Source organism: Sorangium sp. So ce1153 (genome assembly GCF_051521595.1).
In the GTDB taxonomy this organism is placed as follows: Bacteria; Myxococcota_A; Polyangia; order Polyangiales; family Polyangiaceae; genus Sorangium.
In genome coordinates this window covers 6,563,392-6,586,505 of sequence record NZ_CP150361.1, presented here as the reverse complement: position 1 = coordinate 6,586,505, position 23,114 = coordinate 6,563,392, and the positions used below count along the sequence as shown (strand labels likewise).

The window sequence follows — 23,114 nt, the reverse complement described above, 5'->3', positions numbered from 1 at the left end:
CCTGTGCACCAGGGCCTGCCGAGTGACACTACGTGTGCCCCGTCGTTCACAGATCTGCCTGCCGAGTGACACTACGTGTGCCCCGCCGTTTACAGATCTGCCTGCGAAATGACACTACGTGACCACAGCCATACCCGCCCCGGGCTCCGCCGTCAGGGCGCACCTCCCCTCCGCGGCCCCACCCCCGTCGCGTCGGCATCGTGCGCTCCCCCGAGCACACATCCGGCGGCGCTGTGACCCACTGTCGCGCTCGCCTGGATCTACGTTCCCACGATGGCCAAAGCCAAGACCAACAAAGAACACACCGGGAAGGCGCCCAAGGCGACTCCCACGGCAACAACGACCTACCACGCCTGCTACAAGCGCTTTGCCCCGCTGGCCGCAGATCTTCCGGACCGCGACGTCGAGGTCTGTCGGGCGGACGTGCGGATCGCCTTCGCCAACGTGAAGCGGGGCGTCCAGGGCGCCTGCGCGGATCCGGCGCGCATCCGGAGGGCGCTGCCCGAGCTGCCGCTCGATGACGTGCTCGCGCTGCCGGACCTCGGCCGGGCGCTGATCTTCGCGGCCACGCGCGTCACGGCGAAGCCGGCGAGCTCCGGCGAGATCGACGCGAAGCTGAAGGTCGTGACCGAGCTGCGCGAGCCGATGCTCACGCTCGCCGAGACCCTGGCGAAGCGCGGGCTCCTGCCCAGGGACGTGGTGGCCGAGATCCGGGCCGGCACCGGCAAATACGATCTGGCCAGCGACGGGATGGCGCTGGCCCACCTGTACGAGGAGCACGCGGACGCGCTCCGCGGAAAGCACCCGTTCACGCAGGAGGAGTTCGAACAGCTGCGGGCGGCGAGCGAGTGGCTGCTCGACACCCTCACCCCCGATGGCGCGCGCCGGCCCGTCTCCAGGCAGCGCAGCGAGGCCGAGAACCTGCGCGACCGGCTCTGGACCCTCCTGGTGCGTCGGTACGCGGATCTCCGCAAGATCGGATATTACTTCCACGGCGACGCGTTCGAGGACGTGACCCCGAAGCTCCAGTCGCGCCTCTCGAGCTCCGCCGCCGCGGACGAGGCCGAAGAGGTCGAGACCGATGAGGTCGAAGCCAAGGAGGGCGGCGCCGACGACGCGGGCGCGGCCGCCAGCGGCGGCGACGTCGAGCAGGCCGGCAATCCGCTGTCACCGTAGGCGGCGCGCGCCCGACCGCATCGCACCGCGCGCCCGGCCGCGCCGCGCGCCGGCGGACGCGCGGCGCGGCGCGAAACACAAACGGGTCCGGAGAACCCCCCGCAATTGAAGGGGTATGAGCGCACCCCTCTCTTCGCCCGCCGGCACCTCCCGCGATCGTACCTGGAACGCCCTTCATACAGCCGCAGTGGAAACGCTCCCCCGCGCGTTTCGGCTCATGGGCGTGGCCGAGCCCGACATCGACGACCTCCTCCAGGAGGTCCTCCTCACGGCGTACCGGACCCTGGATCGCTTCGACCCCAGCTGGCATGCGCCCCAGACCGAGGCGGCCGTCGCCGTCGATCCTGCGCGCGGTGACGGCCGCAACCAGCACCGCAGCGCCGAGGCGCGGTGGGTGTTCGGGATCGCGTGGCGGAAGGTCAGTCACTACCTGGACCGCGCCCATCGCCGCCGCGAGCTGGTGCACGGCATGCTGCCCGCGTCTTGCTCCGAGGCCGTCGATCCCGCGCCGCTCAGCGAGGAGCGCGCCGTGGAGCGAGAGCGGCTGGAGCTCGTGATCGACCTGCTCTGGACGCTGGCCCCGGAGCGGCGGCTCGTCCTGGTCCTGCGCGAGGCGTACGAGGTGCCGCTCGTCGAGATCGCGCGTGATCTAGGCATCAACTACAACACCGCCAGCAGCCGGCTGCGCCTCGCCCGCGCGGACTACCGCGCTGCCGTCAAGCGGCTGCGCCCGGAGCAGCGAGACGCACTGCGCGCCTGCTGGCTCGGGTTTCCGCTGGCTTCCGCGTTCCTGGTGCGCGAGGACGCCGGAGCGATCGCGCCCGCGCCGCCTGATGCCGCCCCGCCTGCGCCGCCTGCTCCCGCGCCGCCTGCTCCCGCGCTGCCTGCTCCCGCGCTGCCTGAAGCCGCGCCGCCTGCGCGCGCTCGATTCCTGCCTGCGCTCGCGCCGCCCGCTGCTGCGCCAGCGGGGCTCGCGGGCTCGCACCCCTGGCTGGGGGAGGTGGAACGCGCGCTCGGATGGACCGCGGCAGGCGCTGGCGGCACCCTGGTCCTGCTGCTTCTGTTCGCGCCGCCGCGACCGCTGTGGGCTGACCGCTTCGGCGCGCTGGTGACCGAGCTGCCCCGGGCGCGCAGCGCCCGCGCCGTGGAGATGAGGCCGCGGGAGACGCCGGCGCTGCAGCCCATCGCGCCGACGCCCGACGTGACCTCCCGGCGCGACCTCGCGCCCCTTCCAACGCGCGATGTCACGCTGCGTCCGGCGCCATCGGCGAGCGCGCGGGAAGACTCGTTCGCCGAGGAATACCGGGTGCTCGACGCGGTGCAGGCGAGGATCTCCGCCGGCGATCCCGCCGGGGCGCTCCGGCAGCTCGCCCTGCATGAGCAGCGGTTCCCGAGCGGCCACCTGACGTCCGTGCGCGAGCGGCTCCGGGAGCTCGCGCAGATGCGCCTGGCAGGTCCAGCGGAGGGCGCGGCGACGGAAGAGCCGTCGCGATGAGCCTGCCCCACGACAGACGGATGCAGCACGCGCGGCCCACGCCCAGCACCTCGGGCCCTCTCCGCCATGTCCGGCGAGCGGCCTGCGCCGGTGCCGCCCTCCTGGGGGCCGCGTATCTGCTCCGCGCCGCGGAAGCTCACGCCGGGCCAGCGCTGCGTCCGAGCGCAGCGCGCCTCGAGTACGTGCGCGGGCATGGCGCCGAACACTGCCCTGACGCATCGTTCCTGCGCGCGGAGGTGGCGCGGGTCGCTGGCGAAGACCCCTTCCGGGACGATGCACCGATCCTGATCTCGGTCAGGATCGAGCGCCATGAGGCCGAGCTCGTGGCCTCCCTGGCGTTGCGCGACAGCCAGGGGGCGACCCGGTGGGCCGACGGGTTCAGCACCATCAGTGCCTGCGAGGTGCTCGTCGCCGGCGTGGGCCTCGCCATCGCGGCGCGGCTCCTGGGCATGCCGGAGCGGGTGCCACAGGAGCCTCCGCCATCGGAGCCTCCGCAGGGGCTGCCTGAGCCTTCGCCGCCGGAGCCTCCGCAGGGGCCGCCCGGGCCTCGACCGCCGGAGCCCTCGCAGGGGCTGTCTGGACCTCCGCCGTCTCCACGGGCCCCGCAGGATCGGCCGGGGCCATTGCCGCCCACCCACGCGGCGCGCGCGGCGCCAGGGCCGTCCGAACGCGTCGCGACGGAGCCGCCAATCTCTTCGGGTGAGCAGGTGATGGCAGATCCTTCGGGGCCGTTGCGGTTCGAGGCGGGGCTCGGCGCGACCGTCGGACTGGGGATCACGCCGGGGATCGCGGCCGGGACGACCCTGGCCCTCGGCGTGCGCTGGTCCGACTGGTCGGTCGCCGTGGAGGGGCGGGGGCTCGTCTCGCTGGCGAAGGAGGTCGAGGGGACGCCCCTGGAGATGACGGCCTTCACGGCAGCCACAGTCACCTGCCTTCGCGGCCGCCACCTGTTCGCCTGTGGGCTCGCGACGCTCGGCGCTGTCCGGTTCATCCCGGAGGAGCCGTGGAACATGCGTGTACGCCGCAAGACCCTGGTCGGGGTAGGGGCACGGCTGGGCAGCGCGTGGCGGCTCTCGGACAGGTGGTCTGTGCACGGCCACGCCGAGGCGATCTGGATCGTGGAAGACGTGTTGCTCAGGCGGCAGGTGGACCATGCCGCGACGTCAGCGCCGCTTTACTGGAAGTCTCCGCCGCTCGGAGCAGCTCTCGGGCTGGGTGTCACGGCCAGCTTCTGAGCGGACATGCGAAACGGGACCCAACGCCGCGAGACCGTCGCGAGGATTGGTGAGAAATTTATGTGTGGATTCGGAATGGTGAGCTTGGCGGCGACTGCTGCCATCACGGATGATGGTCGTTGTCTGCGTGGAGCGGCATGCGGTAGCTTGCCCCTCATGCGGATTTACCCCTTGTTGATGGTAGGGCTGCTCCTGTTACCGGGCTGCAACGAAGAAGACCCGACCATCTACGGGCCTTGTCAGCCCAGTGAATACGGCTCTCCAGCGTGCCCGTACCCCGAGGGTGGCGACGGCGGGGATGGGGGTGAAGGCGGGGATGGGGGTGGAGGCGGTGCCGGTGGTGCCGGCGGCGGCGATGAAACTGCCTGCGCCGGCGACTGCATTCCACCGGCGCCGCTCGGCTGGTTCGGTCCGGCGCTCCTCTGGTACGGCCCGCCGGACCAGGCGCCGGACTGCCCGACCGAGGCGTCGAACGTCGGCTACGAGGGGTTTGCCGACCTGGCGCCGGCGCCGTTCGCCTGCGCGGCCTGCCTGTGCGATCCGCCGGATGCAGCTTCCGCGTCGTGTCAGCTCCCGCTGGGCTGGTCAGCCCACGCGGCAACGTGTGCCGTCACTACCCCCGACACCGTCGAGACCGCCTTTACGGCGCCCGACGGTTGGGACGGCGCCTGCACCGCCGCGAACGCGATCCCCGCGGGCCAGGACTGCGGCGGGCAGCCGTGCGTGCAGTGGCTTTCCGTCGAAGCGCCGACCGTGCTGGTGACCGCCGCCTGCACGCCGAGGGTGGACGAGCCGCCGCCGCCGGCTCGCCTCGATCCGTGGCAGACCCGGGCGCTCGCCTGCCTGCCAGGCGCCTACACGGAGTGCCCGGGGAACGGGAGCACCTGCATGCCGTCGCCCGATCAACCCGGGGTTCCGCCGCCCGGCGGCTTCCTGAAATGCATCTTCCACGAGGGCGACGTCACCTGCGACAGCCCTTATCTGGACAGGCACGTCTTCTATGGCGGGGCCGAGGACACGCGCGGCTGCTCTCCGTGCGGCTGCGGGGAGCCGGAGGGCGCGTCGTGCACGGTCATGGCCTCGGTCTACAGCGACGGCGCGTGCGCGGAGCAGGTCGCATCGAACCTCGTCAGCTCCAGGGCGCCGTTCTGCGGGGTCACGCCGCCTGGCGTCGCCCTCGGCAGCAAGTCGGCGGAGGTCGTGGCCGTGGACCCCGGCGCCTGCGCCCCGAGCGGCGGCAAGGCGATTGGAGAGATCCTGCCGGCCGAGCCCTCGACGTTCTGCTGTCTGGCGTAGCGCTCGCGGGGAGCGAAAAGAGCAAGGCACCAGAAAGCCGGGGCTCTCGGCGGGCCTGCGCTGCGTCGCTCGCTCGGGGGGAGGAGCCCAGTGCGGCGGACGGTCGACCAGCGACCACACGAGGTTTGCCGGGACCCGGCGGGCGACAGCCGGCCGTCCGCTTGCCCAGTGCACCGCTCCCCTGCGCGCCGTCGCGGTACACGGCTTGCTCTGTTCGTGGCGCGGGGGACGCGGCCGTCTCATGGCGGGATCGCCCGACCCGGGGGGCAACGCGATGGACAACGCAGCCAGGGACATCTTCGTCATCAGCGATCTGCACATCGGCGACGGCGGCGCGCGCGACAACTTCGACACGGGCAAGAAGACGCCGCAGCTGCGGGCATTTCTCGACCACGTGGGCAGCGAGGGAGGCGAGCTCTTCGTCCTCGGCGACCTCTTCGAGCTCTGGCAGATGAACCTCAGCCTCCTGCTCGTGAAGCGGCGGGAGCTCCTCGACCAGCTCGCCGCGCTGCGGCTCATCTACGTGCCCGGCAACCACGACGTCGACCTCCGGCACTTCATCGGCACGGACCTCCTCAATCACCCCTTCTTCTCCTGTATGCGCGCGCCGTTCGTCCGGGAGCTCGGGGGCAAGCGGTTCCGCTTCTGCCACGGGCACGAGAGCGATCCCTTCAACGCCGGGGACGACCCCGGCTTCGGCCGCATGCTCGCCATCTTCGCCGGCATCTTCGAGGACCAGAACGGCTCTCCCCTTCTCACGAGCGGCGAGAGCGTGGAGGACGTCCTCGAGCAGTTCGGCGAGTCGATGTTGACGATCTGGAAACGCTCCCTGGCGACGGTGAACCAGCGCGTGGGGAGGGGCGATGCGCTCCCCGGCTCGGCGCTGACGCCCGCGCAGAACCCGAATCGGCTCGGCGAGCACGTCATCGGGGTCCGGGCAGAGCTCGAGCGGGACGCTCACGACGTGGCGGTGCTCGGGCACACGCACAAGCCAGGTCGTATCGGTGACTGGTACTTCAACAGCGGCTCCTGGGCCGGCCCCGCCAACTCCTTCCTTCGCATCTCGCCGGACGGACATGTCCGCTATCTCGAGTGGAAGGACGGGCGCGCCATCGAGCGCGAGATGCCCGTCGTGCTCCCGGGCGCGGAGCCCGGCCGCGCCCCTCCGAAGGCGGAGAACCCGATCGCCGCCGCCGTCGCCGCCGCGAGGACGCTCTTTCCGAAGCCGACGCGGCCGGAGCGCTCCCGGTGGGTCCTCATCGCGCAAGGCGCGCTCGCGATCGCCGTGGGCGCCGGCACGCTGACGATCTCCGTCGGTCACGGCTCGTCCGCGGGGTGGCGGCTGCTCGTCTCGGCCTTCGGCGCGTACGCGCTGCTCGATGGCGCCCTGTCGCTGTACGGCGCGCCGCGCGAGCCGCCCGTCAGGCGCCTCCTCTCGCTCGTGCGCGGCGTGGCGAGCCTCCTGCTCGGCCTCGTCGTGCTCCGGCGCGGCTACGTGGTCGAGATCTTCGTGATCCTCGTCGGCCTCTGGGCGTTCATCTCCGGCGCGCTGCGCGTCGCGGCGTCGTTCGTGCTCAAGGGCATGGTGGAGTCGAGGTGGCTCCTCGTCGTGGGCACCGGCTCGATGCTCGCCAGCCTCGTCCTGCTCTCGTTGCCCGCGTCGGCCACGCTGCTCAAGTTCGTGCTGGCCGGCTATCTCTGCTACTACGGCGCGGGGGAGCTGCTGGCCGGCATCTTCGGGCAACGACTGCCGAGGATGCCAAGGATGCCAGGGACGGCGGGGGCCCGCGCCCCCGCCTGAGGCTGCTCGCGGCCGCTGCACACGCCGCTGCGCGGGCCCACAAACACGCCCTGGCCGCGCGCCGTTGATCTACGCTCCCGCCCGCCCCGGCAGTCCAGCGGCGACCGCGCGGGGAGCCGCCCTCGTGGCGCGTCCGGACGCCGGCCGTTCTCGCGGCGGGCCTCGTCGCCCTCGCAGGCCTCCCGGCCTCCCCCGCGCCCCGCAAGGTCGAGGGCCCCCCCACCCGGAGCTCCAGCCATGACGATGCCCCTCCCGACCACCCCCTCCCGCGCCCCGCTCGCCGCCCTCGCCGGGCTCGCCGCCCTCGCCGCGGGCGCCGCCTGCGCTGCACCGCACCCCCCACCGCCGGCCGAGCCGCCCAGGGCAGCGCCACCAGCCCCCGCTGCCTCCCAGGCCGCGCCCCCGGCGCCGCGCTTCGATCAGATCCCGCGGCTCGACTTCAACCGCATCGCGGTGGAGCTCGACCTGCCGCTCTTCTGGATCGCCGACCGCAACAGCTCGGGCGCCGTCGACCCCGACGAGGTCGCCGCGCTGTGGCACCACACGACGGCCCCCGCCTGGGTCGCCTCCGGCGCGTTCACGCCGGCGTTCACCTCGGCCTACGCCGCGATGGTCAAGATCAAGGCCGAGGGGCACCCGCGCGCCGGCCTCGACGAGGCCGAGAAGCGCCGCCGCGACGCCGTCCTCGCGGAGCTCGCGGCCGGCCGCCCGTCGCTCCTCCGGGCCGACCTCCGCGGCGCGTCGGCCGAGGACCGCGCCATCGTCGGCCACCTGCTCAAGGTCGCCGAGCTCATCGAGCAGATCCACGCGAAGCAGCTCGGCTCCGCCGGCATGGCCGACAAGATCCCGGCCGACGATCCGGCCAGCCGGGCGCTCTTCTGGCGCAACCAGGGGCCGTGGTGCGAGCAGCCCCGGACCCAGAGCGATCCGAGCTGCAGCGCGGTGCCGGGCAGCCCGCCCCGCATCACCGGCGCCTACCCGGCGCGCCTCCAGCAGGACAAGAAGTTCTGCGCCGCGCTCGAGGCGCGCCCGGACCAGCAGGCGCTCCTGTCGCCCTTCACGGCGGTGGTCGAGCAGGGCAGCGCGCTCCGCGCCGTGCCGTACAGCGAGGCGTACAGGCCCGAGATGGAGGCGGTGAGCCGGGAGCTCAAGGCGGCGGCGGAGGCGATCCAGAGCCCCGGCGAGGCGGCCTTCAAGGCGTACCTGCTCGCGGCGGCGCAGGCGTTCCTCGACAACCGCTGGGAGGTCGCGGACGAGCCCTGGGCGAAGATGAACGCCGAGAACTCGGCGTGGTACCTGCGCGTCGGGCCGGACGAGACCTACTGGGAGCCGTGCAGCCGCAAGGCGGGCTTCCACGTGAGCTTCGCGCGCATCAACCAGGAGTCGCTCACCTGGCAGCGGAAGCTCGACCCCGTGAAGGCGGACATGGAGGCGGCGTTCGCGGCGCTCGCGGGCGCGCCGTACAAGGCGCGCAAGGTCGCGTTCCACCTGCCCGACTTCATCGACGTCGTCGTGAACGCCGGCGACTCGCGCGCGGCGACCGGCGGCACCGCGGGGCAGAGCCTGCCGAACTGGGGGCCGGTCGCGACCGAGGGGCGCGGCCGCACCGTGGCCATGGTGAACCTCCTCCAGGACGACGACACCCGCGCCGCCATGCGGGAGGTGACGGCGTCGCTCCTCTGCAAGGCGACGCTGGAGAGCGTCTCGCTCGAGCGCCCGGTCGCGACGCTGAGCACCGTGCTGCACGAGGCGGCCCACAACCTCGGCCCGACGCACAACCACAAGGTGCGGGGCAAGACCGAGAGCGAGATCTACGGCGGCGGGCTCGCCTCGATGCTCGAGGAGCTCAAGGCGCAGACCGGCGCGCTCTTCTTCAGCGGCTGGCTCGCGCAGCGCGGCGTCCTCGATCCGGCGCTCGCCCGCATGTCCGAGGCGCGGGACGTGATCTGGGCGTTCGGGCAGATCGGGCAGGGCATGTACACCGCCGGCGGCGAGCCGCGGCCCTACGCTCACCTCGCCGCGATCCAGCTCGGCAGCCTGCTCGACGCGGGCGCGCTCGGCTACCACCGCGGCGAGGTGGCGGCGAACGGCACGGACAAGGGGTGCTTCTCGATCCAGGCGGACAAGATGCCCGCCGCGGCGGAGGCGCTCGCGAGGACGGTGCTCGGCATCAAGGCGCGCGGCGACAAGGCAGGCGCGCTGCGCCTCCGCGACACCTACGTCGAGAAGGAGGGGGCCTGGAAGGCGCTCCGCGGGGTGATCGAGGAGCGCATGCAGCGCATGCCGCTCGGCAGCGTGATCTACGCGATCGAGCTGTAAACAGGACCATTCGCCGGTGCCTCGCCAGGGGCGCTGGATGTCCACTCCCCGCCCGATGGCGGGGAGGCGCGCACCACGGTGGCCGGCAGGTCGCGCGTACGCCGGTGGGGGCGACGCGCCCGCCATCGCCGCTCACGCTGCGTGGAGGAGTCGACGTGCGTCCGTGACGAGGCGCCGGATCGCATCGCGCTCCGGCAGCTGGTCGAGATGGCCGTGGACGATGGCGTTTCGGAGCTCGATCGCATCTCGGAGCGGCACGAATTCCTCCTGGTCGACGTGCCCCTGGGAGACGAGGTGCTCGACCAGCGCCGCTGGTGTGTCGTCGTACTGGAGCGCGCCTACGGCGACCAGTTGCCGCCGCGCGGCTGCCTCGAACGCCGATGCCGCAAGGAGCATCGCTGCCGTCAGCTGGTCTTGATCGAGCAACGCCTCGGCGTTCACGAGCTCCGCTTCGATTCGCTCCGGATCCGAGGGCGGGGGCATCTCGCGATCGACGAGCACGATCTTGAAGTGCCATCCGGGGAGCGCGCGTACCTGTCTGGCGACCTCTTCCCACCGGCGAGCCTGAGGGGTGCCGCGGACACCTGACAGCGCTACTTCGATGACGTGATGCTCACCGTCGCGCTCCGCCAGGATGTCAGCTCGGAAGCGCCGCCCGCCTTCGAGCACGAAGGGCAGCTCAGCCTGTTTTCGGACCTGGAACCCCTTGCTCGCGTACTCGTCCGCGAGCTTCTGCACGGCTCGGTCGTGCGATTCACGTGCGTTCATTTCGGTAACTCCACGTGGTTCGGGGCTTCGTCGACCATGCAAACGTAGACGAAGGGTTGCCTCGCGGCCACCCAGTCCGCGAGACGCTCGACGAGCACCGCCGGCGGATCGACGAGCTCCGTCTGGCCGAGCTCTGTCTTGCGTGCGATCCACTCGCCAACGCTGCGATCGTCGTAGTAGGCGATCCCGCTGAGCGCGTCGCTGATGGGCTTGATGATGTTGTCGACGTCCAGCGTCGTCGACCCGAAGTAGAAGTAGACGAGGATGCCTCGACATTCGCCATAGATCTCGTCCTCCTCCTTGATCGCCGTGCGTGCGGCTTGCCTCACGCGCTCCTGCCACGGAGCCCAATCCTTGTTGTTCGCCGACACCGGGATCCCCTTCACCACGAATTCCAGACGGATCACGGCGCCTCTCCTCTCCCCTGGCACTTCCTACTACGGTGCGAGCGCTGTGTCCGTCCCGTGGATCTCCGAGCCGCTCTGTGACCACACGTACCGCGATGCTCGCCTGTAGGATCGATCAGTGCACCCCGAGGCACCCGTGATCTTGGCGCAGAAGCACGAGACGGCCTCGCCCAGGACCGGGCGGCGCCGCCGGCTCCGCGCCCTCGGCCTGCTCGCGCTCGTCGGCCTCCCCGCGCTCGGCCTCGGCGAGCTCGGGGCGCACGTCTACTTCAGCCGGCGCGCCCCGGGCTTCGACGCCTGGCGCGAGGTGAAGGCGCCCCTCGCGGCGATGAAGCAGCCCGGAGACCTCGTGATCGTCGCGCCCGCCTGGGCCGACCCGGCCGCGCGCCGCGCGCTCGGCGACGCGCTGATGCCCCTGCGCGACGCCGCCAGGCCCGACGAGAGCCGCTACGCCGCCGCCGTCGAGATCAGCGTCCTCGGCGAGCGCGCCGGGGAGCTCGCGGGCTTCCGCGAGGAGGAGCGGCAGGAGCACGGCGGCTTCGTGCTGCGGCGCCTCGTGAACCCGTCGCCGGCGCGCGTCGTCTACGACTTCGTCGACCACATCGCGCCGTCGTCGGCCGACGTGCGCGTCACGGATCCGCCGGCCGCGTGCCGCTGGAACCCGCGCGCGCGGGTGGCGGCCGGGGGCCTCGGCGGTCACCCGACGTTCCCCGCCGAGCGCTTCGAGTGCCCCGGCGGCCCCTTCTTCAACGTCGGCGTCACGGTGATCGCGGACGAGGAGTTCCGGCCGCGCCGGTGCATCTGGTCGCACCCGCCGCGGGACGGCGCCATCGTCACGCGCTTCCGCGACGTCCCGCTCGGCTCGGTGATCCGCGGGCACGCGGGGATGTACTGGATCATCGAGCGCGAGCGGCAGGGGGCGCCGGTCACGCTGTCCGTGCGCGTGGACGGCGAGGCCGTGGGGGAGGCGACGCACGTCGACGGCGACGGGTGGGCGGCGTTCGAGTTCCCGCTCGGGGCGCACGCGGGCGCCGCGAGGGCCGAGGTCGAGTTCGCGGTGACGTCGGCGGATTACACGCACCGCCACTACTGCTTCGAGGCAGACACCCGATGAGGCAAGCGGCCCGGCCCGCCCCGCTCGCGCTCGCCGACGGCGCGATCGCGCTCGCGTTCGCGGCGACGTACGTCTCCCTCCTGCTCGCGACCGCGGGCGACCTCGGCTACGCGCGCGACGAGGGGTTCTACTTCTTCGCCGCGAGCCGTTACGGCGCGTGGTTCCAGGCGCTCCTCGAGGCGCCGCGCGCCGCGCTCGCCCCCGGGGTCATCGACGCCGCCTGGTCGGTGAACCACGAGCACCCGGGCCTCATCAAGTCGCTCTTCGCGCTCTCCAACCTCGTCCTGCAGAAGCGGCTCGGCCTCTTCGCCATGGAGGGCACGAGCTACCGCTTCCCCGCGATGGTCCTGTCGGGCGCGGGGGTCGCGCTCGTGTACCTCTGGGGCACGCAGGCGCGCGACCGGATCGCGGGCGCGTCGGCGGCCGCGCTCTTCGCGATGATGCCGCGCTACTTCTACCACGCGCACCTCGCGTGCTTCGACGCGCCGATCGTGACCGTCTGGGCCGTGTGCGCCTACGCCTACTGGCGCTCGCTGCGGGACGGCGGCGCGCTGTGGCCGGTGCTCACCGGCGTCGCCTTCGGCCTCGCGCTCGACACGAAGCACAACTCCTGGTTCTTGCCGATCGTCTGCGTCGCGCACGCGATCGCCGTGGAGCTCACGGAGCGGATCGTCGCGCCCGCCGCGGCGGCGGAGGGCCCGCCGCGGGAGGCCGCCGCCGCAGCGCCGGCGCCGCCGCGAGGGGGCCGGCGGGCGCTCGCGGCGCTCGCGGCGATGGCGACGATCGGCCCGCTCGTCTTCTACGCGCTCTGGCCGTGGATCTGGCGCGACACGCTCCCGCGCCTCCGCGAGTACGCGTCGTTCCACCTGAACCACGAGTACTACAACATGGAGTTCCTCGGCCGGAACTACTGGACGCCGCCGATGCCGAGGGCCTACGCGCCGGTGATGACCGCGGCGACGGTGCCCGTCGTGACGCTCTGCCTCTTCGCCGCGGGGCTCTGCGCCAGCGCGCGCGCGCGGCTGCTCTATCCGCTCGCGCGCGCGGCGGCGCGGCTCGCCCCGGCCGGCGGGGGGCGCGCGCTCGCCGCGGCGCGCGCGCTGGCCGCGCGGCTCCGCCCGCCCGCGCGCGACCCCGGCGGCACGGCGCTGCTCTGGTTCCTCGCCATCGCCGCCGTGTACGGCGCCTGGCTCTCGCCGAGCACGCCGATCTTCGGCGGCACGAAGCACTGGATGACGGCCTACCCGTTCGTCGCCCTGTTCGCCGGCGCGGCGTTCTCCGCCGCGGTGAGGCGCGCTCGCCTCGCGCTCCGCGCGCTGGCGCGCCCCCGGCGCGGCGCCGGCGCGCGAGCCGACCTCGCCGCACCCGCGGGCGGCGCGCGTGGTTCCGCGCTCGCGCGCGCCGCCCGCGGGCCGCTGGTGCCGGCGCTGCTCGGCGCGGCGGTGATCGCGGCGCCGGTCGCCGAGACGCTGCACGCGCACCCGTGGGCGCTGTCGAGCTACACGCCGCTGGTCGGCGGCGCGCCCGGGGCGGCGACCCTCGGGCTGAACCGCTCCTTCTGGGGGTACACGACGGGCGCGGTCGTGGCGTACCTCAACGAGCACGTCCCGCCCCGCGGGACGGTGTACATCCACGACACCGCCGGACAGGCCTGGGACATGCTGCTGCGCGACGGGCGCCTGCGAAAGGACATCCGCGGCGTCGGCGCGGTCGCGGGCGCGGATTTCGCCCTCTACCACCACGAGAAGCACATGCTCGGGCAGGCGTACCAGGCGTGGGTCGCGTTCGGGACCACGAGCCCGGATCACATCGCCGGGCTCGACGGGGTGCCGGTGCTCCTGGTCTACCGCAACACGATGCGCTGAGCGTCCTGCGGGACGCGCGCGGTCAGCGCTTCTTCGCCGCCGCCTTCTTGGCGGGGGCCTTGGCGGCCTTCTTGGCCGGCGCCGCCGCCGCCTTCTTGGCGGGGGCCTTGGCGGCCTTCTTGGCCGGAGCCGGCGCCGCTTTCCCGGCCGCCGCCTTCTCCGCGGGGGCGGCTGCCTTCCTGGGCGCGGCGGCCGCCTTCTTGGACGGCTCCTTCTTCGCGCCCCGGACCGTCACCGCCGCCCTGGGCTTGCTCGCCGCCGGCCGCTCCGCCGCCAGCTCGGCTGGCCTGCGCGACTTCGCCGGCGCGGCGGGCTTCCTGGCGGGCGCGTCGTCCTCGTCTTCATCGAGGTCCTCGTCCTCGTCGAGGTCGTCGTCCTCGTCCTCATCCTCGTCGAGGTCGTCGTCCTCGTCGAGGTCGTCCTCGTCCTCGTCGAGATCGTCCCCGTCGAGGTCGTCGTCGTCCTCGTCGAGATCGTCGTCCTCGTCGAGATCGTCGTCCTCGTCCGCCGCCACCGGCTCCGGGGCGGGCTCGCGGCGTCGCGACGCCGGGGCGTCAGCGCGCAGCGGCGCGGCGGCCGGCTTGCTCGCCGCGTCGAGCTCGTCCAGCGGCTCGCCGAGCAGCGCGGCGATCTCGCGCGTGAACTCCGTCATGTGGCTGTCGACCTCGAGCGCATCCTGCTCGGACAGCGGGGTGAGCTTCAGCCGGAGGAGGCGGTCGCCCGCGAGCTCCCACGACGCGGCGCAGCCGCCCTCGCGCAGCATCCTGGACGCGATCGCGTCGATCCGCTGGCGCAGGCCGGCGCGCGCTCCGGCCTCGATCCGGCGCTGCAGCTCGAAGCGGCGCTCCATCATCGGGAGCGCCACCACCTTCGCCTCGACCAGGTCGGAGAGCTCGTCGGCCACGGCCTCCTCGAGCTCGAGCCGCGCGTCGGGGTCGCTGCTCTCGACCGAGAACGTCGCCTCGCGGAGCTCGGCGTCGTAGGCCGTCAGCTTGCCACCGGCGGTCTCGGCCGCGCGCGCCAGCGCGTCGCGCAGCACCTGCGCCGGCGCGCGCTTGCCGACCGTCGAGGCGACGTACCCGAGCATGTCCAGCCGCACCTGCACCGGGCCGTCGTCCTCGAGGGCGAGCTCGGGGCGCGGCCCGAGCAGCGCGTCGCGCATCACCCGGAAGACGTCGCGCTTGATGACGTTGTCCTCCGTGAAGATGTCCTCGACGTGCTCGGACTCCATCAGCGTGCTCGTGAGGCTCGCGACGAGCTCCTCGACCTGATCGTCGAGCTCGTCGCTGCCGAACGTGCTCGTCACCTCTCCGTCGACGATGGCGTACGGCTCCAGCCGGGGCGCGATGGCCGTGATGACCGCGGCCATCCGGTCCTCGAGCTCGCGCGCCAGCGCGGTCGCGCCGCCCCTGGCCACGAGGATGTGCCCGTGCGCCTTCAGCGCATCAACGATGCTCGTGGAAAGTCGGCGGGAGAGATTGCGCTCGTTCACGAGGCGCGCAGCTTACACGGTTTGCGCGGGCTGGCGATACGAGACCGCGGGTCGGACGTGCTCAGGGGTCGTTCTCGATCACCTTGATCAGCACGCCGCCGATCCGCGCCGGGATCGCCGCGCGCGCCGCCTCGGCCCCTCCAGACCGGACGCTGACGCGCACGATGAACCCGACCCCGTCCTCTCGCTCGACCCCGATGCCGACACACCACGGCTCGCCGCTGATCTTGGCCTTGAGCTCGTCCTTGGCCCGCCGTGCCGATCCCACGTCGCTCATCTCGTTCACCTCTCTCCTGGGTTCGCGCGCGAGGCCAGAGCCTCGCGCGCTCACTCGCTGTATCCGACCGCCAAGACCTGCCACGTCGCGGGCGCGTCGGCGACATCGACGATGCTCGCCTCGAAAGACCCGCTCGCCAGCGGCGCGAGATCCCCGGCGCCCACCGGGATCTGGCTCACGCCGACGATCTTGCCGTCGGCGCCGTAGAGCGAGACGATCGCGAGCACCGACCGCGCCGTGAAGGTCGACTCGTTCGTGATCCTGCCCGACACCCGGTACGGGCTCTGCCCGCGCGTCGGCGTGAACTTCGTGTCGGCGATGCTGAGCTTGGCGAGCTTGCCTGAGAAGGAAGGGGTCGCGGCGGCGACCTCGGCCCTGAACGCGGCCAGCGCCGCGGGCCTCTGCGTCGTGAACAAGCACGGGACCTTCTCGCCCGGGGGCAAAAAGCGCACCCGGGTTGCGCAGTCGCCGCTCTCGAGGGCGACGTCGCGAGCGTCGTAGAGCGTCACCCGCGCGCTCGGGGCGCCGATCGGGATCGCCCCGACGTTGTGGATCTCGCCGATGAAATGGTGGAGCTTCCCGGCGCGCGACGGAAAGGCCCGCAGGTCGCGGATCTCCGCGCGGAGCACGCCCTGGTCAGCGGATGCGTCGGGCGCATCGACGGGGCCGTCGAGCGCCGGCGCCGAGGGGCGCGACGCCGGCCGCGCGGCGAGCTCGCGGGCCGCGACGCCTGTGGAGACGTAGATGGCCACCGCGCCTGCCAGGATGCAGAGCAGGAACACCGCGCCGCAGCCGATCCCGAGGAAGAGCGCGACGTTCGACCGCTTCGGCGGCGGCCTGAGCGGCGCGGCGCCGAGGTACCCCGGGGCTGCCCCGAACGGCGGCGGAGGGGGGCCGTAACCGGGAGGGCCGTAGCCGCCAGGAGGTCCGTGGCCGCCGGGAGGGCCGTGGCCGCCGGGAGGGCCGTGGCCGCCGGGAGGGCCGTAGCCGCCCGGCGGCGCGCCGTGACCGCCGGGCGGGCCGTAGCCCCCGGGCGGGGGGCCGCCCGGGGGATGGCCGCCAGGGGGGTGGTTCGCCGCGCCGAGCGGTGCGCCCTGCTGGTCCATGACGGCCGCAGTATGCCGGAAAAGAGGCCCGCCCGATCAACCCCGCGGCGCCCCGCGGCTCACAGGTGCTTGCGCGCGATCTCCGCCCACGTGCCCGTCGGCTCGAGCTCGAGGTACCGGCGCCAGCACGGGCGCGCCTGCGTCGGATCGCCGACCTGCTCGTACGCCATCGCCAGGTTGTAATAGGCGTCCGCGAAGCGCGGATCGCTCGCGATCGCGCCGCGGAAGTAGCGGATGGCCTCGGCCGCGCGGCCGCGCTCGAGCATCACGTAGCCGAGGTTGTACTGCGCCTCCGGCTGGGCCGCGTCGAGCTCGAGCGCCTTCATGTAGAGCACCTCGGCCTGCTCCTCGGCGTTGCGCCGGAAGCAGATGTTGCCGAGGTTCGTGTAGGCGATCGCCAGCCACGGGTCGATCTCGAGCGCGCGCCGGTAGAGCGCCTCGGCCTCGTCCATGGTCGTCGGATCCTCGTCGAGCTGGCTGGCCTGCATGTAGAGCTCGTACGCGGTGCGCGCGCGCTCCCTGCCCACCTTCGGGCGGAGCACGCGCACGACGTCGTCGCGCAGGTCCTTCACCTCGAAGTCGAGCACCATCTGCCCGGTGAGCGGCTCGAACGCGCCCGAGGCGCTTCGGACCACGACGGCCTTGCCGTCGAAGGCGACGCGGAGCTCGGCGAGGGGGCGCGTCACCTTGGGGAGCGCGGCGCGGATGTTGTCGATCGCCCGCGCGACCTCGCGCAGGCGCACCTTGCGGGCGATGAGGTCGCGCGCGGCGCGCAGGGCGATCAGATCCGAGAAGGTGTACGCGCGCCGCCCGCGCCGGCGGCCGCTCGGCGACGCGATGCCGGCGCGATCGAGCGAGCGCAGCCGCCCGGGCGAGATGCCGAGCAGCCGCGCGACCTCGGTGCCGGTGAACATGTCCGTCACCGGCTCGCGCGCCCCCGGCGCGGGGGGCGGCGCGTCGGGCTCGCCGGCCCGCGGCGAGGGCGGGGGCTCCGACACCCGCCCTCCACCAGGGCCGAACACGACGTGGATCACCTTGTCGGAATCGCCGGAGGCGGAACGGTCCTTCTTGCTCATCGCAGCGTCGCCAGCTCCGCGTGCTCCGCGTCAGACATCGGCGGAGGCAGAGCGCGTCGTGTGGAGCGTACCTCGCCTCGAGCCGGATGGCTCCCGTTCTCCACGTGGGCACGCGCGTCAAGAGGGCAGGGCGCGCGATCGGCGCGGCCGTGATCTCGCCCGCGTCGCGGGGAGGACGCGGGCGCAAAAAATCGCGGAGGTTGCGCGCCGGCGAGCGGTCTTCGGAGGGGATTTCGCATGGCGATCACGCGCGCGTGGGGCGCGCCGTCTTCGTCGTCGTCGTGGTCAGCAGGACGCGCGCCGTGACGTCCACGGTCAGCGCGAACGAGGTCTTCGCCGCGCGCGGCGCGAGCCCGCAGCGGATCTCGGCGTGCATCGGCCCGAGCGGGCCCCCGGCGCGCGCGGTGGCCTCGCGCTGCGCGACGCGGAGCGCCCGCAGCCTGAGGTGGGGGTCGAGCGCGAGCGCCCGGTCGAGCGCCTGATCGAGCGGCGCGTCCGGCGGCAGCGCCACGAGCAGGCTGGTCGACCCGTAGTACACGAGCCCGCCCTCCTCGCTGCGCGTGCTCCCCTCGCTCAGCACGTCGGCGTGATCGAACAGCGCGTGGAGGCGCCCCGTCGAGCAGGTCACGAGCTCGACGCGCCGTCGATGGAAGAGCGGCGGGCTCTGGACCTTCGCCAGACCGGGACCGGGTAGACGCTCGCTGCGCTGCATTGCGATCGCGATCGTGGCACCGCCGCGCCACGCGTTCCCAGAAGCGCGCGGAGATCCGCACAAAGTTGCGGTGACACCCGCTTCTGTGCCGGACGCAGGCTCCGCGCGTCGGCGACGAATTTGGCCCCGCGCGGCGCGGCTTGCCACGATGCGCGTCGCGCGGAAGGGCGCGAAGGAGCGACGAGCGAGCATGAGCTACACGGGGTCGGAGCGCCGCAGGCACCGGGTCTTCATCACCCGCAACACGGAGTATCACGTCCGCGACGAGATCTGCGTCGCCGTCCGCGACCGGGCCGCGAGGAAGTTCAGGCCGGCCCACCTCGCGCTGCACCTGAAGCTCCAGGGCGCGGTCCGGATCAACCCGAACGGCGTCGTGATCCCGGAGCCGCAGCACGCGCGCGTCGGCTCCCCCATCTATTTCACCCAGGTGGACCCCGACGGGCTGGAGCGGCAGATCGTGACGAGCCGCGTGGAGCGCATCGAGCGGCCCGAGAAGACCACCGTGCTCGAGTACCCCGCGTGAGGTCGCGGGGCGCGCCCGCGGGGTGAGAGGGCGCGGCGCGTGCGCAGGGTGAGGGGGCGCGGCGAGGGCGCACGGGCTCCGCGGCGCGGGTCGCGAGCGCCGCGCCGCGCGCCACGATCGATCAGCCGATCGAGCAGAAGCCTTCGTAGTCGATGTAGCTCGTGATGGTCGGCGACTCGCCGCAGGCCGGGCAGCTCTTGTCGCGGCGCAGCTTGAGCTCGCCGAACTTCATGCGCAGCGAGTCGTAGGTGAGGAGCCGGCCGATGAGGGGCGTCCCCTGGCCGAGGATCAGCTTCACCGCCTCGGTCGCCTGGACGATGCCGACGATGCCGGGGAGGATCCCGAGCACGCCTGCCTCCTGGCAGCTCGGCGCGAGGTGCGCGGGCGGCGGCTCGGGGTAGAGGCACCGGTAGCAGGGCCCGACGCCCGGCACGAACGTCGTCACCTGGCCCTCGAAGCGGAAGATCGAGCCGTGGATGACCGGCTTCTTCTTGAAGACCGAGGCGTCGTTCACGAGGTAGCGCGTCGGGAAGTTGTCGCACCCGTCGATGACGATGTCGAACTGGTCGAAGATGCGGTCGACGTTGCCGCTGTCGAGCCGCTCCTGGAACTTCACGACCTTCACGTCGGGGTTCAGGTCGCGGATCGCCACCTCGGCGCTGTCGACCTTGGGCATGCCCACGCGCGAGGTCGCGTGGAGGATCTGCCGCTGGAGGTTCGAGTTGTCGACGACGTCGGCGTCGACGAGGCCGAGCGTCCCCACGCCGGCGGCGGCCAGGTACAGGGCCGCCGGGCTGCCGAGGCCGCCGGCGCCGAGCAGGAGGACCCTGGAGGCGAGCAGCTTGGCCTGGCCGGCCTCGCCGACCTCCGGCAGGAGCAGGTGGCGGGAGTACCGGTCGCGCTGCGCGTCCGTGAGGTTGGGGGGCAGCTCGACCGGGAAGCTCATGTCCTTCCAGCGGGAGAAGCCAGGATTCACGCTCTCCACGTTGGTGTAGCCGAGCTCCTGGAGCGTCTTCGCGGCGAGCGCCGAGCGCGTGCCGCCGGCGCAATAGGCGACGACGTGCGCCGACTTGTCCGGGAGCTTCTGCTCCACTTGCATCTCCAGAAAGCCCCTGGGAATCGAGATCGCGCCCGGGATGAAGCCGGCGCGGTACTCCTCCTTCTCGCGCACATCCAGGAGCACCATCGGGACCTTGTCGTCGAGGCGGCGCTTGAGCTCGGCGATCGAGAGCTCGCGGATGGATTTGCGGACGTCGGAGATGAGGTCGCTATAGGTCGTAGGCATCGTGGCTCCTCAAGAGACTGGGAGACTTAGGTGCGCGGCGCTACGTGTCAACGACGGACGACAGCCGCGGGTCGCTGGCGGGCGTCGCTAGCGGCTCCCGGGCAGGAGATCGGGCCTTGACCGGAGGGAGGCGAGCGGCTCCTCCTTCTGCGCTCCCCCTTCGCACTGGATGCGCGCCACCCGGCCGGTGGGCGGCACGTCGACGATCGTCGCCGGCTCGTTCTCCGACGTGCAGAGGGCGAGCACCCGGGTGCCCGGGGCGAGGCGCCCGCTGCGGAGCTGCTTGCGCGACACCTTGACCTCCGCGTCGTCGGCGAGCCGCTGGACGATGATGTCGGCGCCCCGGACCTCGCTCACCACGCCGAGCTCCAGCGTGGGCTGCTTCTCCCGGAGCGGGCCCCACACGCGCTCGCCCTTCAGCTGGTCGTTCGGCGGCAGCCAGTCGGCGGTCGGCTCGGGCGCGAGGCGCGGGAGCGGCGCCCACCCGATCGCGAGGTCGAGGGCGGTCGCGAGCGCGGCCGAGCCGGGGTCGACCGCGGTCACCAGGGCGCGCTGCTTGGCCTGGCCGATGATCCACACGGGCGTCGACGGCGGGAGGCTCTGCTTCGCCTCGCCCTCGACGTCGGCGGCGGGCGCGAGCGCGACCGTGCCGTGCGACCAGCGCTTCTCTGGCTTCTTCATCGGCTTCATCTGGACCCGCACCGCCTCGACCCAGGCGGCGAGGGCGGCGCGCTTCCGGGCGAGCGCCTCGGGCAGCGCGCTGCTGCCCGGCAGCTCTTCGGCGCCGGGCGCGAGCGCCTCCCAGCGCAGGAGCGCGATGGTCGCGTCGAGCTCCTTCAGCGCGGCCGCCGCGCCCTGCGTGCCGACCGCCTTGCCGGCGACCTCGGTGAGCCTCGGTGTCGCGGCGGCGCGGACGCGCCCGAGCAGCGCGCGCCCCTGGTCCTCCGAGGCGTCGCCGCGCTTGACGGCGGCGTCGAGCTTCTCGACCGCGCTCGCCCAGCGCCCTGCCGCGACGTCGGGCTCGACCTGCCCGTAGAGGGCCTCGGCGACCGTGGCGTCGAGCTCCGCGGCGAGGCGCTCCGAGGCCGCGTCGCCGAGGGCGTTCCGCGTCGGCGCCGCCGCGAGGAAGGCGCGCGCCTCCGCGAACTTGCCGGCGGTGGTCGCCGCGTCGACCTTCCCGCTCGCGCACGCGACGGCCTCCGACGCCACGAGCCGCCGGGCCTCCTGGGTGAACGCCTCGCTCTTCAGCTCGTCGATCCGCGCCGACAGCTTGCCGAACGCGGCCTCGCACTCCCGCTGCTCGAGCAGCTCGGCGGTCTCGGTGGCCCACAGCTTCGCCTCGCGCCGGTCGAGCTTCTCGCGCAGCTCGCCGATCTCGTAGCGGTGCGAGTCGACGCCCAGGCCGCTCGCCCTGTCGAGCAGCGCGCGGGCCTCGGCGTACCGCTTGTCGGACAGCGCGCGGCTCGCCTCGTCGATGCGCCTCCGGCTCTCCTGGATGCGCGCCATCTCCGCCGTGACCTCCGGCCGCGGCCCGGGCCGCGCGGCGGGCTCGGCGGCGCAGCTGGCCGCGGCCGGGAGCGCGGCGAGGGCGAGGACGATCCAGACAGGACGACGGAGCAGCAGCGCCAGGGAACGCGAACGCATAGGGACAGGACTGTTCCACCGCAGCCGGAGGATCGCCAATCCGGCCTCGCTACGGCCGTTCCTTGACCCTGATGTCCCCACGCTCTACGTGGGATCCCCGTGAGCGACGACGATACGCGCGGGACGGGTGCCCCCAGGGCAAAGGCCGAGGACGAGAGCGGCGGGCGCGTGTTCAGCGCGCCGAAGATCACGATCAACCGCGTCTACACGCGGCAGGGGGACGGCGGGCTGACCCGGCTCGTCGGCGGGCAGCTGGTCCCGAAGGACGACGCGCGGCTCGAGACGTACGGCACGGTCGACGAGCTCAACGCGCTGGTCGGGGCCGCGCGGCAGACGCTGATCGAGCTCTCGCCGGGGGCGCCTGCCGGGAGCGCCGAGCGCCTGAGCGACCTCGGGCGCACGCTGCTCCGCGTGCAGCACGAGCTCTTCAACCTCGGCTCGATCCTCGCGACGCTCCCGGAGGACGTCCACCCGAAGCAGCCTCGCGTGACGAAGGCGGAGATCGAGCTGCTCGAGGCCGAGATGGACCGCTGCCAGGCCGATCTGGCGCCGCTGCGCTCGTTCGTGCTCCCCGGCGGCTCGCGGCTCAACACGGATCTCCACGTGGCGCGGACGGTCTGCCGCCGGGCCGAGCGCTGCTGCGTGCGCCTCGCCCAGTCGGGCCACGCCGATCCGCAAGCGGTCGGCTACCTGAACCGCCTGAGCGACGCGCTCTTCGTGTGGAGCCGCTGGGCGTCCGCGCTCCTCGGGACGCCGGAGATCCTCTGGGAGCCCGACGCCTCGGCGAGCGGCGGAAGGACGCCGCCCGCCTGATCCGGGCCGCCCTCGCCGGGCAGGGCCCGGAGGACGAGCGCCCACGCGATCGCGACGTAGGCGTAGCCGAGCAGCGCGTCGATCAGCCAGTGGTGGTCGAGGTAGATCGCCGCGAACAGCATGAGCGCGGCGTAGGCGAGCTGGACGGCGACGGACGGCGCGCGCGCGTTGCGGAGCGTCGCGAGCAGCCCGTAGAGCGGGTACGTCACGTGCAGCGACGGCAGCGCGCCGTAGACGGTGGCGCCGCGGCTGTACAGGTCGCGGAAGTAGGTGATCCCGAGCATCGCGTCGACGCGCAGCAGCGCGGCGGGGGAGCTCTGGGCCGCCGGATCGATCGCGCACCCGTGGGCCTGCACGTACCAGGGGGGCGCGGCGGGCAGCAGGCGGTAGGTGATGAAGCCGAGGAGGTGCGTCGTGAGCGCGAGCCAGGCGAACCGGCGCGCCGCGATCGCGTCGCTCCGGTAGAGGTGGAGCCAGTGCGCCACCATCACGAGCACGTAGCCGCCGTAAGGGATGGCGCAGAGGAGGTCGAGCGCGGGGCGCCGCAGCCGCGCGAGCAGCTCGCCCGGCGTGAGCCGCTCGCCGCCGATCTCCACGCCGAAGAGCGCGAGCTCCGCCGCGCGCAGCTCGCAGCCGAGGACGTCGCCCGGCGCGGCGAGCCCGCCGCCGAGCTGCTTCATGGCGTCGTACACGAGGAACAGGAGCAGGAA

General features: G+C 73.1%; 19 protein-coding genes and 1 pseudogene. 10 read left to right on the top strand and 10 right to left on the bottom strand.

From position 1 onward, the window contains the following. Positions 1-273 precede the first annotated feature (273 nt). The 6 genes from WME85_RS23635 to WME85_RS23610 all read left to right on the top strand — a co-directional run bounded on the left by WME85_RS23635 (position 274) and on the right by WME85_RS23610 (position 9,322). Positions 274-1,176 carry a hypothetical protein gene (locus tag WME85_RS23635; RefSeq protein ID WP_437841146.1) on the top strand — a complete coding sequence of 301 codons (903 nt, stop codon included), beginning with the start codon at positions 274-276 and terminating at the stop codon, positions 1,174-1,176. 223 nt (positions 1,177-1,399) lie between these two features. Further along, positions 1,400-2,671 (top strand): RNA polymerase sigma factor, encoded by a 1,272-nt coding sequence (locus tag WME85_RS23630; RefSeq protein ID WP_437841144.1) that lies wholly within the window; start codon positions 1,400-1,402, stop codon positions 2,669-2,671. Positions 2,672-3,381: 710 nt separating this feature from the next. Then, positions 3,382-3,906 carry a hypothetical protein gene (locus tag WME85_RS23625; protein WP_437841142.1) on the top strand — a complete coding sequence of 175 codons (525 nt, stop codon included), beginning with the start codon at positions 3,382-3,384 and terminating at the stop codon, positions 3,904-3,906. 156 nt (positions 3,907-4,062) lie between these two features. Continuing rightward, positions 4,063-5,202, top strand: a complete 1,140-nt coding sequence (locus WME85_RS23620; protein WP_437841140.1) for a hypothetical protein — start codon at positions 4,063-4,065, stop codon at positions 5,200-5,202. Positions 5,203-5,443: 241 nt separating this feature from the next. Beyond that, positions 5,444-7,003, top strand: a complete 1,560-nt coding sequence (locus WME85_RS23615) for a DUF308 domain-containing protein (protein ID WP_437841138.1) — start codon at positions 5,444-5,446, stop codon at positions 7,001-7,003. Positions 7,004-7,240: 237 nt separating this feature from the next. Next, positions 7,241-9,322, top strand: coding sequence for a hypothetical protein (locus tag WME85_RS23610; protein ID WP_437841136.1), 2,082 nt, complete (start codon positions 7,241-7,243; stop codon positions 9,320-9,322). A gap of 132 nt (positions 9,323-9,454) precedes the next feature. On the opposite strand, the gene WME85_RS23605 is transcribed toward WME85_RS23610, so the two are convergent. Both WME85_RS23605 and WME85_RS23600 read right to left on the bottom strand, forming a co-directional pair. Then, positions 9,455-10,090, bottom strand: coding sequence for a hypothetical protein (locus WME85_RS23605; RefSeq protein WP_437841134.1), 636 nt, complete (start codon positions 10,088-10,090; stop codon positions 9,455-9,457). Next, positions 10,087-10,497, bottom strand: a complete 411-nt coding sequence (locus WME85_RS23600; RefSeq protein ID WP_437841132.1) for a RusA family crossover junction endodeoxyribonuclease — start codon at positions 10,495-10,497, stop codon at positions 10,087-10,089. Before WME85_RS23600 ends, WME85_RS23605 begins: the two co-directional genes overlap by 4 nt. 118 nt (positions 10,498-10,615) lie before the next feature. Here WME85_RS23600 and WME85_RS23595 point away from each other — a divergent pair, with 118 nt between their 5' ends. Together WME85_RS23595 and WME85_RS23590 are read left to right on the top strand one after the other, a co-directional pair. Beyond that, positions 10,616-11,611 carry a hypothetical protein gene (locus WME85_RS23595; protein ID WP_437841130.1) on the top strand — a complete coding sequence of 332 codons (996 nt, stop codon included), beginning with the start codon at positions 10,616-10,618 and terminating at the stop codon, positions 11,609-11,611. Further along, positions 11,608-13,476 carry an ArnT family glycosyltransferase gene (locus WME85_RS23590; protein ID WP_437841128.1) on the top strand — a complete coding sequence of 623 codons (1,869 nt, stop codon included), beginning with the start codon at positions 11,608-11,610 and terminating at the stop codon, positions 13,474-13,476. The genes WME85_RS23595 and WME85_RS23590 overlap by 4 nt, the downstream gene beginning before the upstream one ends. Positions 13,477-13,498: 22 nt before the next feature. Here WME85_RS23590 and WME85_RS23585 read toward each other — a convergent pair whose 3' ends face one another. The 5 genes from WME85_RS23585 to WME85_RS23565 form a co-directional block, all read right to left on the bottom strand. Continuing rightward, positions 13,499-14,968: a hypothetical protein gene (locus tag WME85_RS23585; RefSeq protein ID WP_437841127.1), complete on the bottom strand. Its 1,470-nt coding sequence runs from the start codon at positions 14,966-14,968 to the stop codon at positions 13,499-13,501. Between the two features lie 61 nt (positions 14,969-15,029). Further along, complete coding sequence (locus tag WME85_RS23580) at positions 15,030-15,245, bottom strand: hypothetical protein (protein ID WP_437841125.1); 216 nt, start codon at positions 15,243-15,245, stop codon at positions 15,030-15,032. A gap of 50 nt (positions 15,246-15,295) precedes the next feature. After that, entirely contained in the window at positions 15,296-16,351 is a 1,056-nt protein-coding gene (locus WME85_RS23575; RefSeq protein ID WP_437841124.1) for a hypothetical protein, read from the bottom strand. Between the two features lie 59 nt (positions 16,352-16,410). Continuing rightward, positions 16,411-17,427 (bottom strand): tetratricopeptide repeat protein, encoded by a 1,017-nt coding sequence (locus WME85_RS23570; protein WP_437841122.1) that lies wholly within the window; start codon positions 17,425-17,427, stop codon positions 16,411-16,413. Between the two features lie 244 nt (positions 17,428-17,671). Then, positions 17,672-18,139, bottom strand: coding sequence for a hypothetical protein (locus tag WME85_RS23565; RefSeq protein WP_437841120.1), 468 nt, complete (start codon positions 18,137-18,139; stop codon positions 17,672-17,674). Positions 18,140-18,329: 190 nt separating this feature from the next. Between WME85_RS23565 and WME85_RS23560 the strand changes: the two genes are divergently transcribed. Beyond that, entirely contained in the window at positions 18,330-18,662 is a 333-nt protein-coding gene (locus WME85_RS23560) for a hypothetical protein (RefSeq protein ID WP_437311682.1), read from the top strand. Between the two features lie 121 nt (positions 18,663-18,783). On the opposite strand, the gene moeB is transcribed toward WME85_RS23560, so the two are convergent. Then, positions 18,784-19,947, bottom strand: coding sequence for a molybdopterin-synthase adenylyltransferase MoeB (moeB, locus tag WME85_RS23555; RefSeq protein WP_437841119.1), 1,164 nt, complete (start codon positions 19,945-19,947; stop codon positions 18,784-18,786). Positions 19,948-20,034: 87 nt separating this feature from the next. Next, the gene (locus tag WME85_RS23550; RefSeq protein ID WP_437841117.1) at positions 20,035-21,591 is read right to left on the bottom strand and encodes a hypothetical protein; all 1,557 of its coding nucleotides are present in this window, start codon (positions 21,589-21,591) and stop codon (positions 20,035-20,037) included. Between the two features lie 99 nt (positions 21,592-21,690). Between WME85_RS23550 and WME85_RS23545 the strand changes: the two genes are divergently transcribed. Then, positions 21,691-22,404, top strand: coding sequence for a cob(I)yrinic acid a,c-diamide adenosyltransferase (locus tag WME85_RS23545; RefSeq protein WP_437841116.1), 714 nt, complete (start codon positions 21,691-21,693; stop codon positions 22,402-22,404). Positions 22,405-22,451: 47 nt separating this feature from the next. On the opposite strand, the pseudogene WME85_RS23540 reads toward WME85_RS23545, so the two are convergent. Then, positions 22,452-23,084: pseudogene (locus WME85_RS23540) on the bottom strand (phosphatase PAP2 family protein); the annotation flags it as partial. Between the last annotated feature and the right edge of the window lie 30 nt (positions 23,085-23,114).

Excerpts from the sequence above, each read along its gene's own strand:
- WME85_RS23550 (WP_437841117.1), bottom strand. The coding sequence starts at position 21,591 with ATGCGTTCGCGTTCCCTGGCGCTGCTGCTCCGTCGTCCTGTCTGGATC.
- moeB (WP_437841119.1), bottom strand. The coding sequence starts at position 19,947 with ATGCCTACGACCTATAGCGACCTCATCTCCGACGTCCGCAAATCCATC.
- WME85_RS23565 (WP_437841120.1), bottom strand. The coding sequence starts at position 18,139 with ATGCAGCGCAGCGAGCGTCTACCCGGTCCCGGTCTGGCGAAGGTCCAG.
- WME85_RS23610 (WP_437841136.1), top strand. The coding sequence starts at position 7,241 with ATGACGATGCCCCTCCCGACCACCCCCTCCCGCGCCCCGCTCGCCGCC.
- WME85_RS23625 (WP_437841142.1), top strand. The coding sequence starts at position 3,382 with ATGGCAGATCCTTCGGGGCCGTTGCGGTTCGAGGCGGGGCTCGGCGCG.
- WME85_RS23580 (WP_437841125.1), bottom strand. The coding sequence starts at position 15,245 with ATGAGCGACGTGGGATCGGCACGGCGGGCCAAGGACGAGCTCAAGGCC.
- WME85_RS23620 (WP_437841140.1), top strand. The coding sequence starts at position 4,063 with ATGCGGATTTACCCCTTGTTGATGGTAGGGCTGCTCCTGTTACCGGGC.
- WME85_RS23590 (WP_437841128.1), top strand. The coding sequence starts at position 11,608 with ATGAGGCAAGCGGCCCGGCCCGCCCCGCTCGCGCTCGCCGACGGCGCG.
- WME85_RS23615 (WP_437841138.1), top strand. The coding sequence starts at position 5,444 with ATGGCGGGATCGCCCGACCCGGGGGGCAACGCGATGGACAACGCAGCC.
- WME85_RS23560 (WP_437311682.1), top strand. The coding sequence starts at position 18,330 with ATGAGCTACACGGGGTCGGAGCGCCGCAGGCACCGGGTCTTCATCACC.
- WME85_RS23635 (WP_437841146.1), top strand. The coding sequence starts at position 274 with ATGGCCAAAGCCAAGACCAACAAAGAACACACCGGGAAGGCGCCCAAG.
- WME85_RS23570 (WP_437841122.1), bottom strand. The coding sequence starts at position 17,427 with ATGAGCAAGAAGGACCGTTCCGCCTCCGGCGATTCCGACAAGGTGATC.
- WME85_RS23605 (WP_437841134.1), bottom strand. The coding sequence starts at position 10,090 with ATGAACGCACGTGAATCGCACGACCGAGCCGTGCAGAAGCTCGCGGAC.
- WME85_RS23575 (WP_437841124.1), bottom strand. The coding sequence starts at position 16,351 with ATGGACCAGCAGGGCGCACCGCTCGGCGCGGCGAACCACCCCCCTGGC.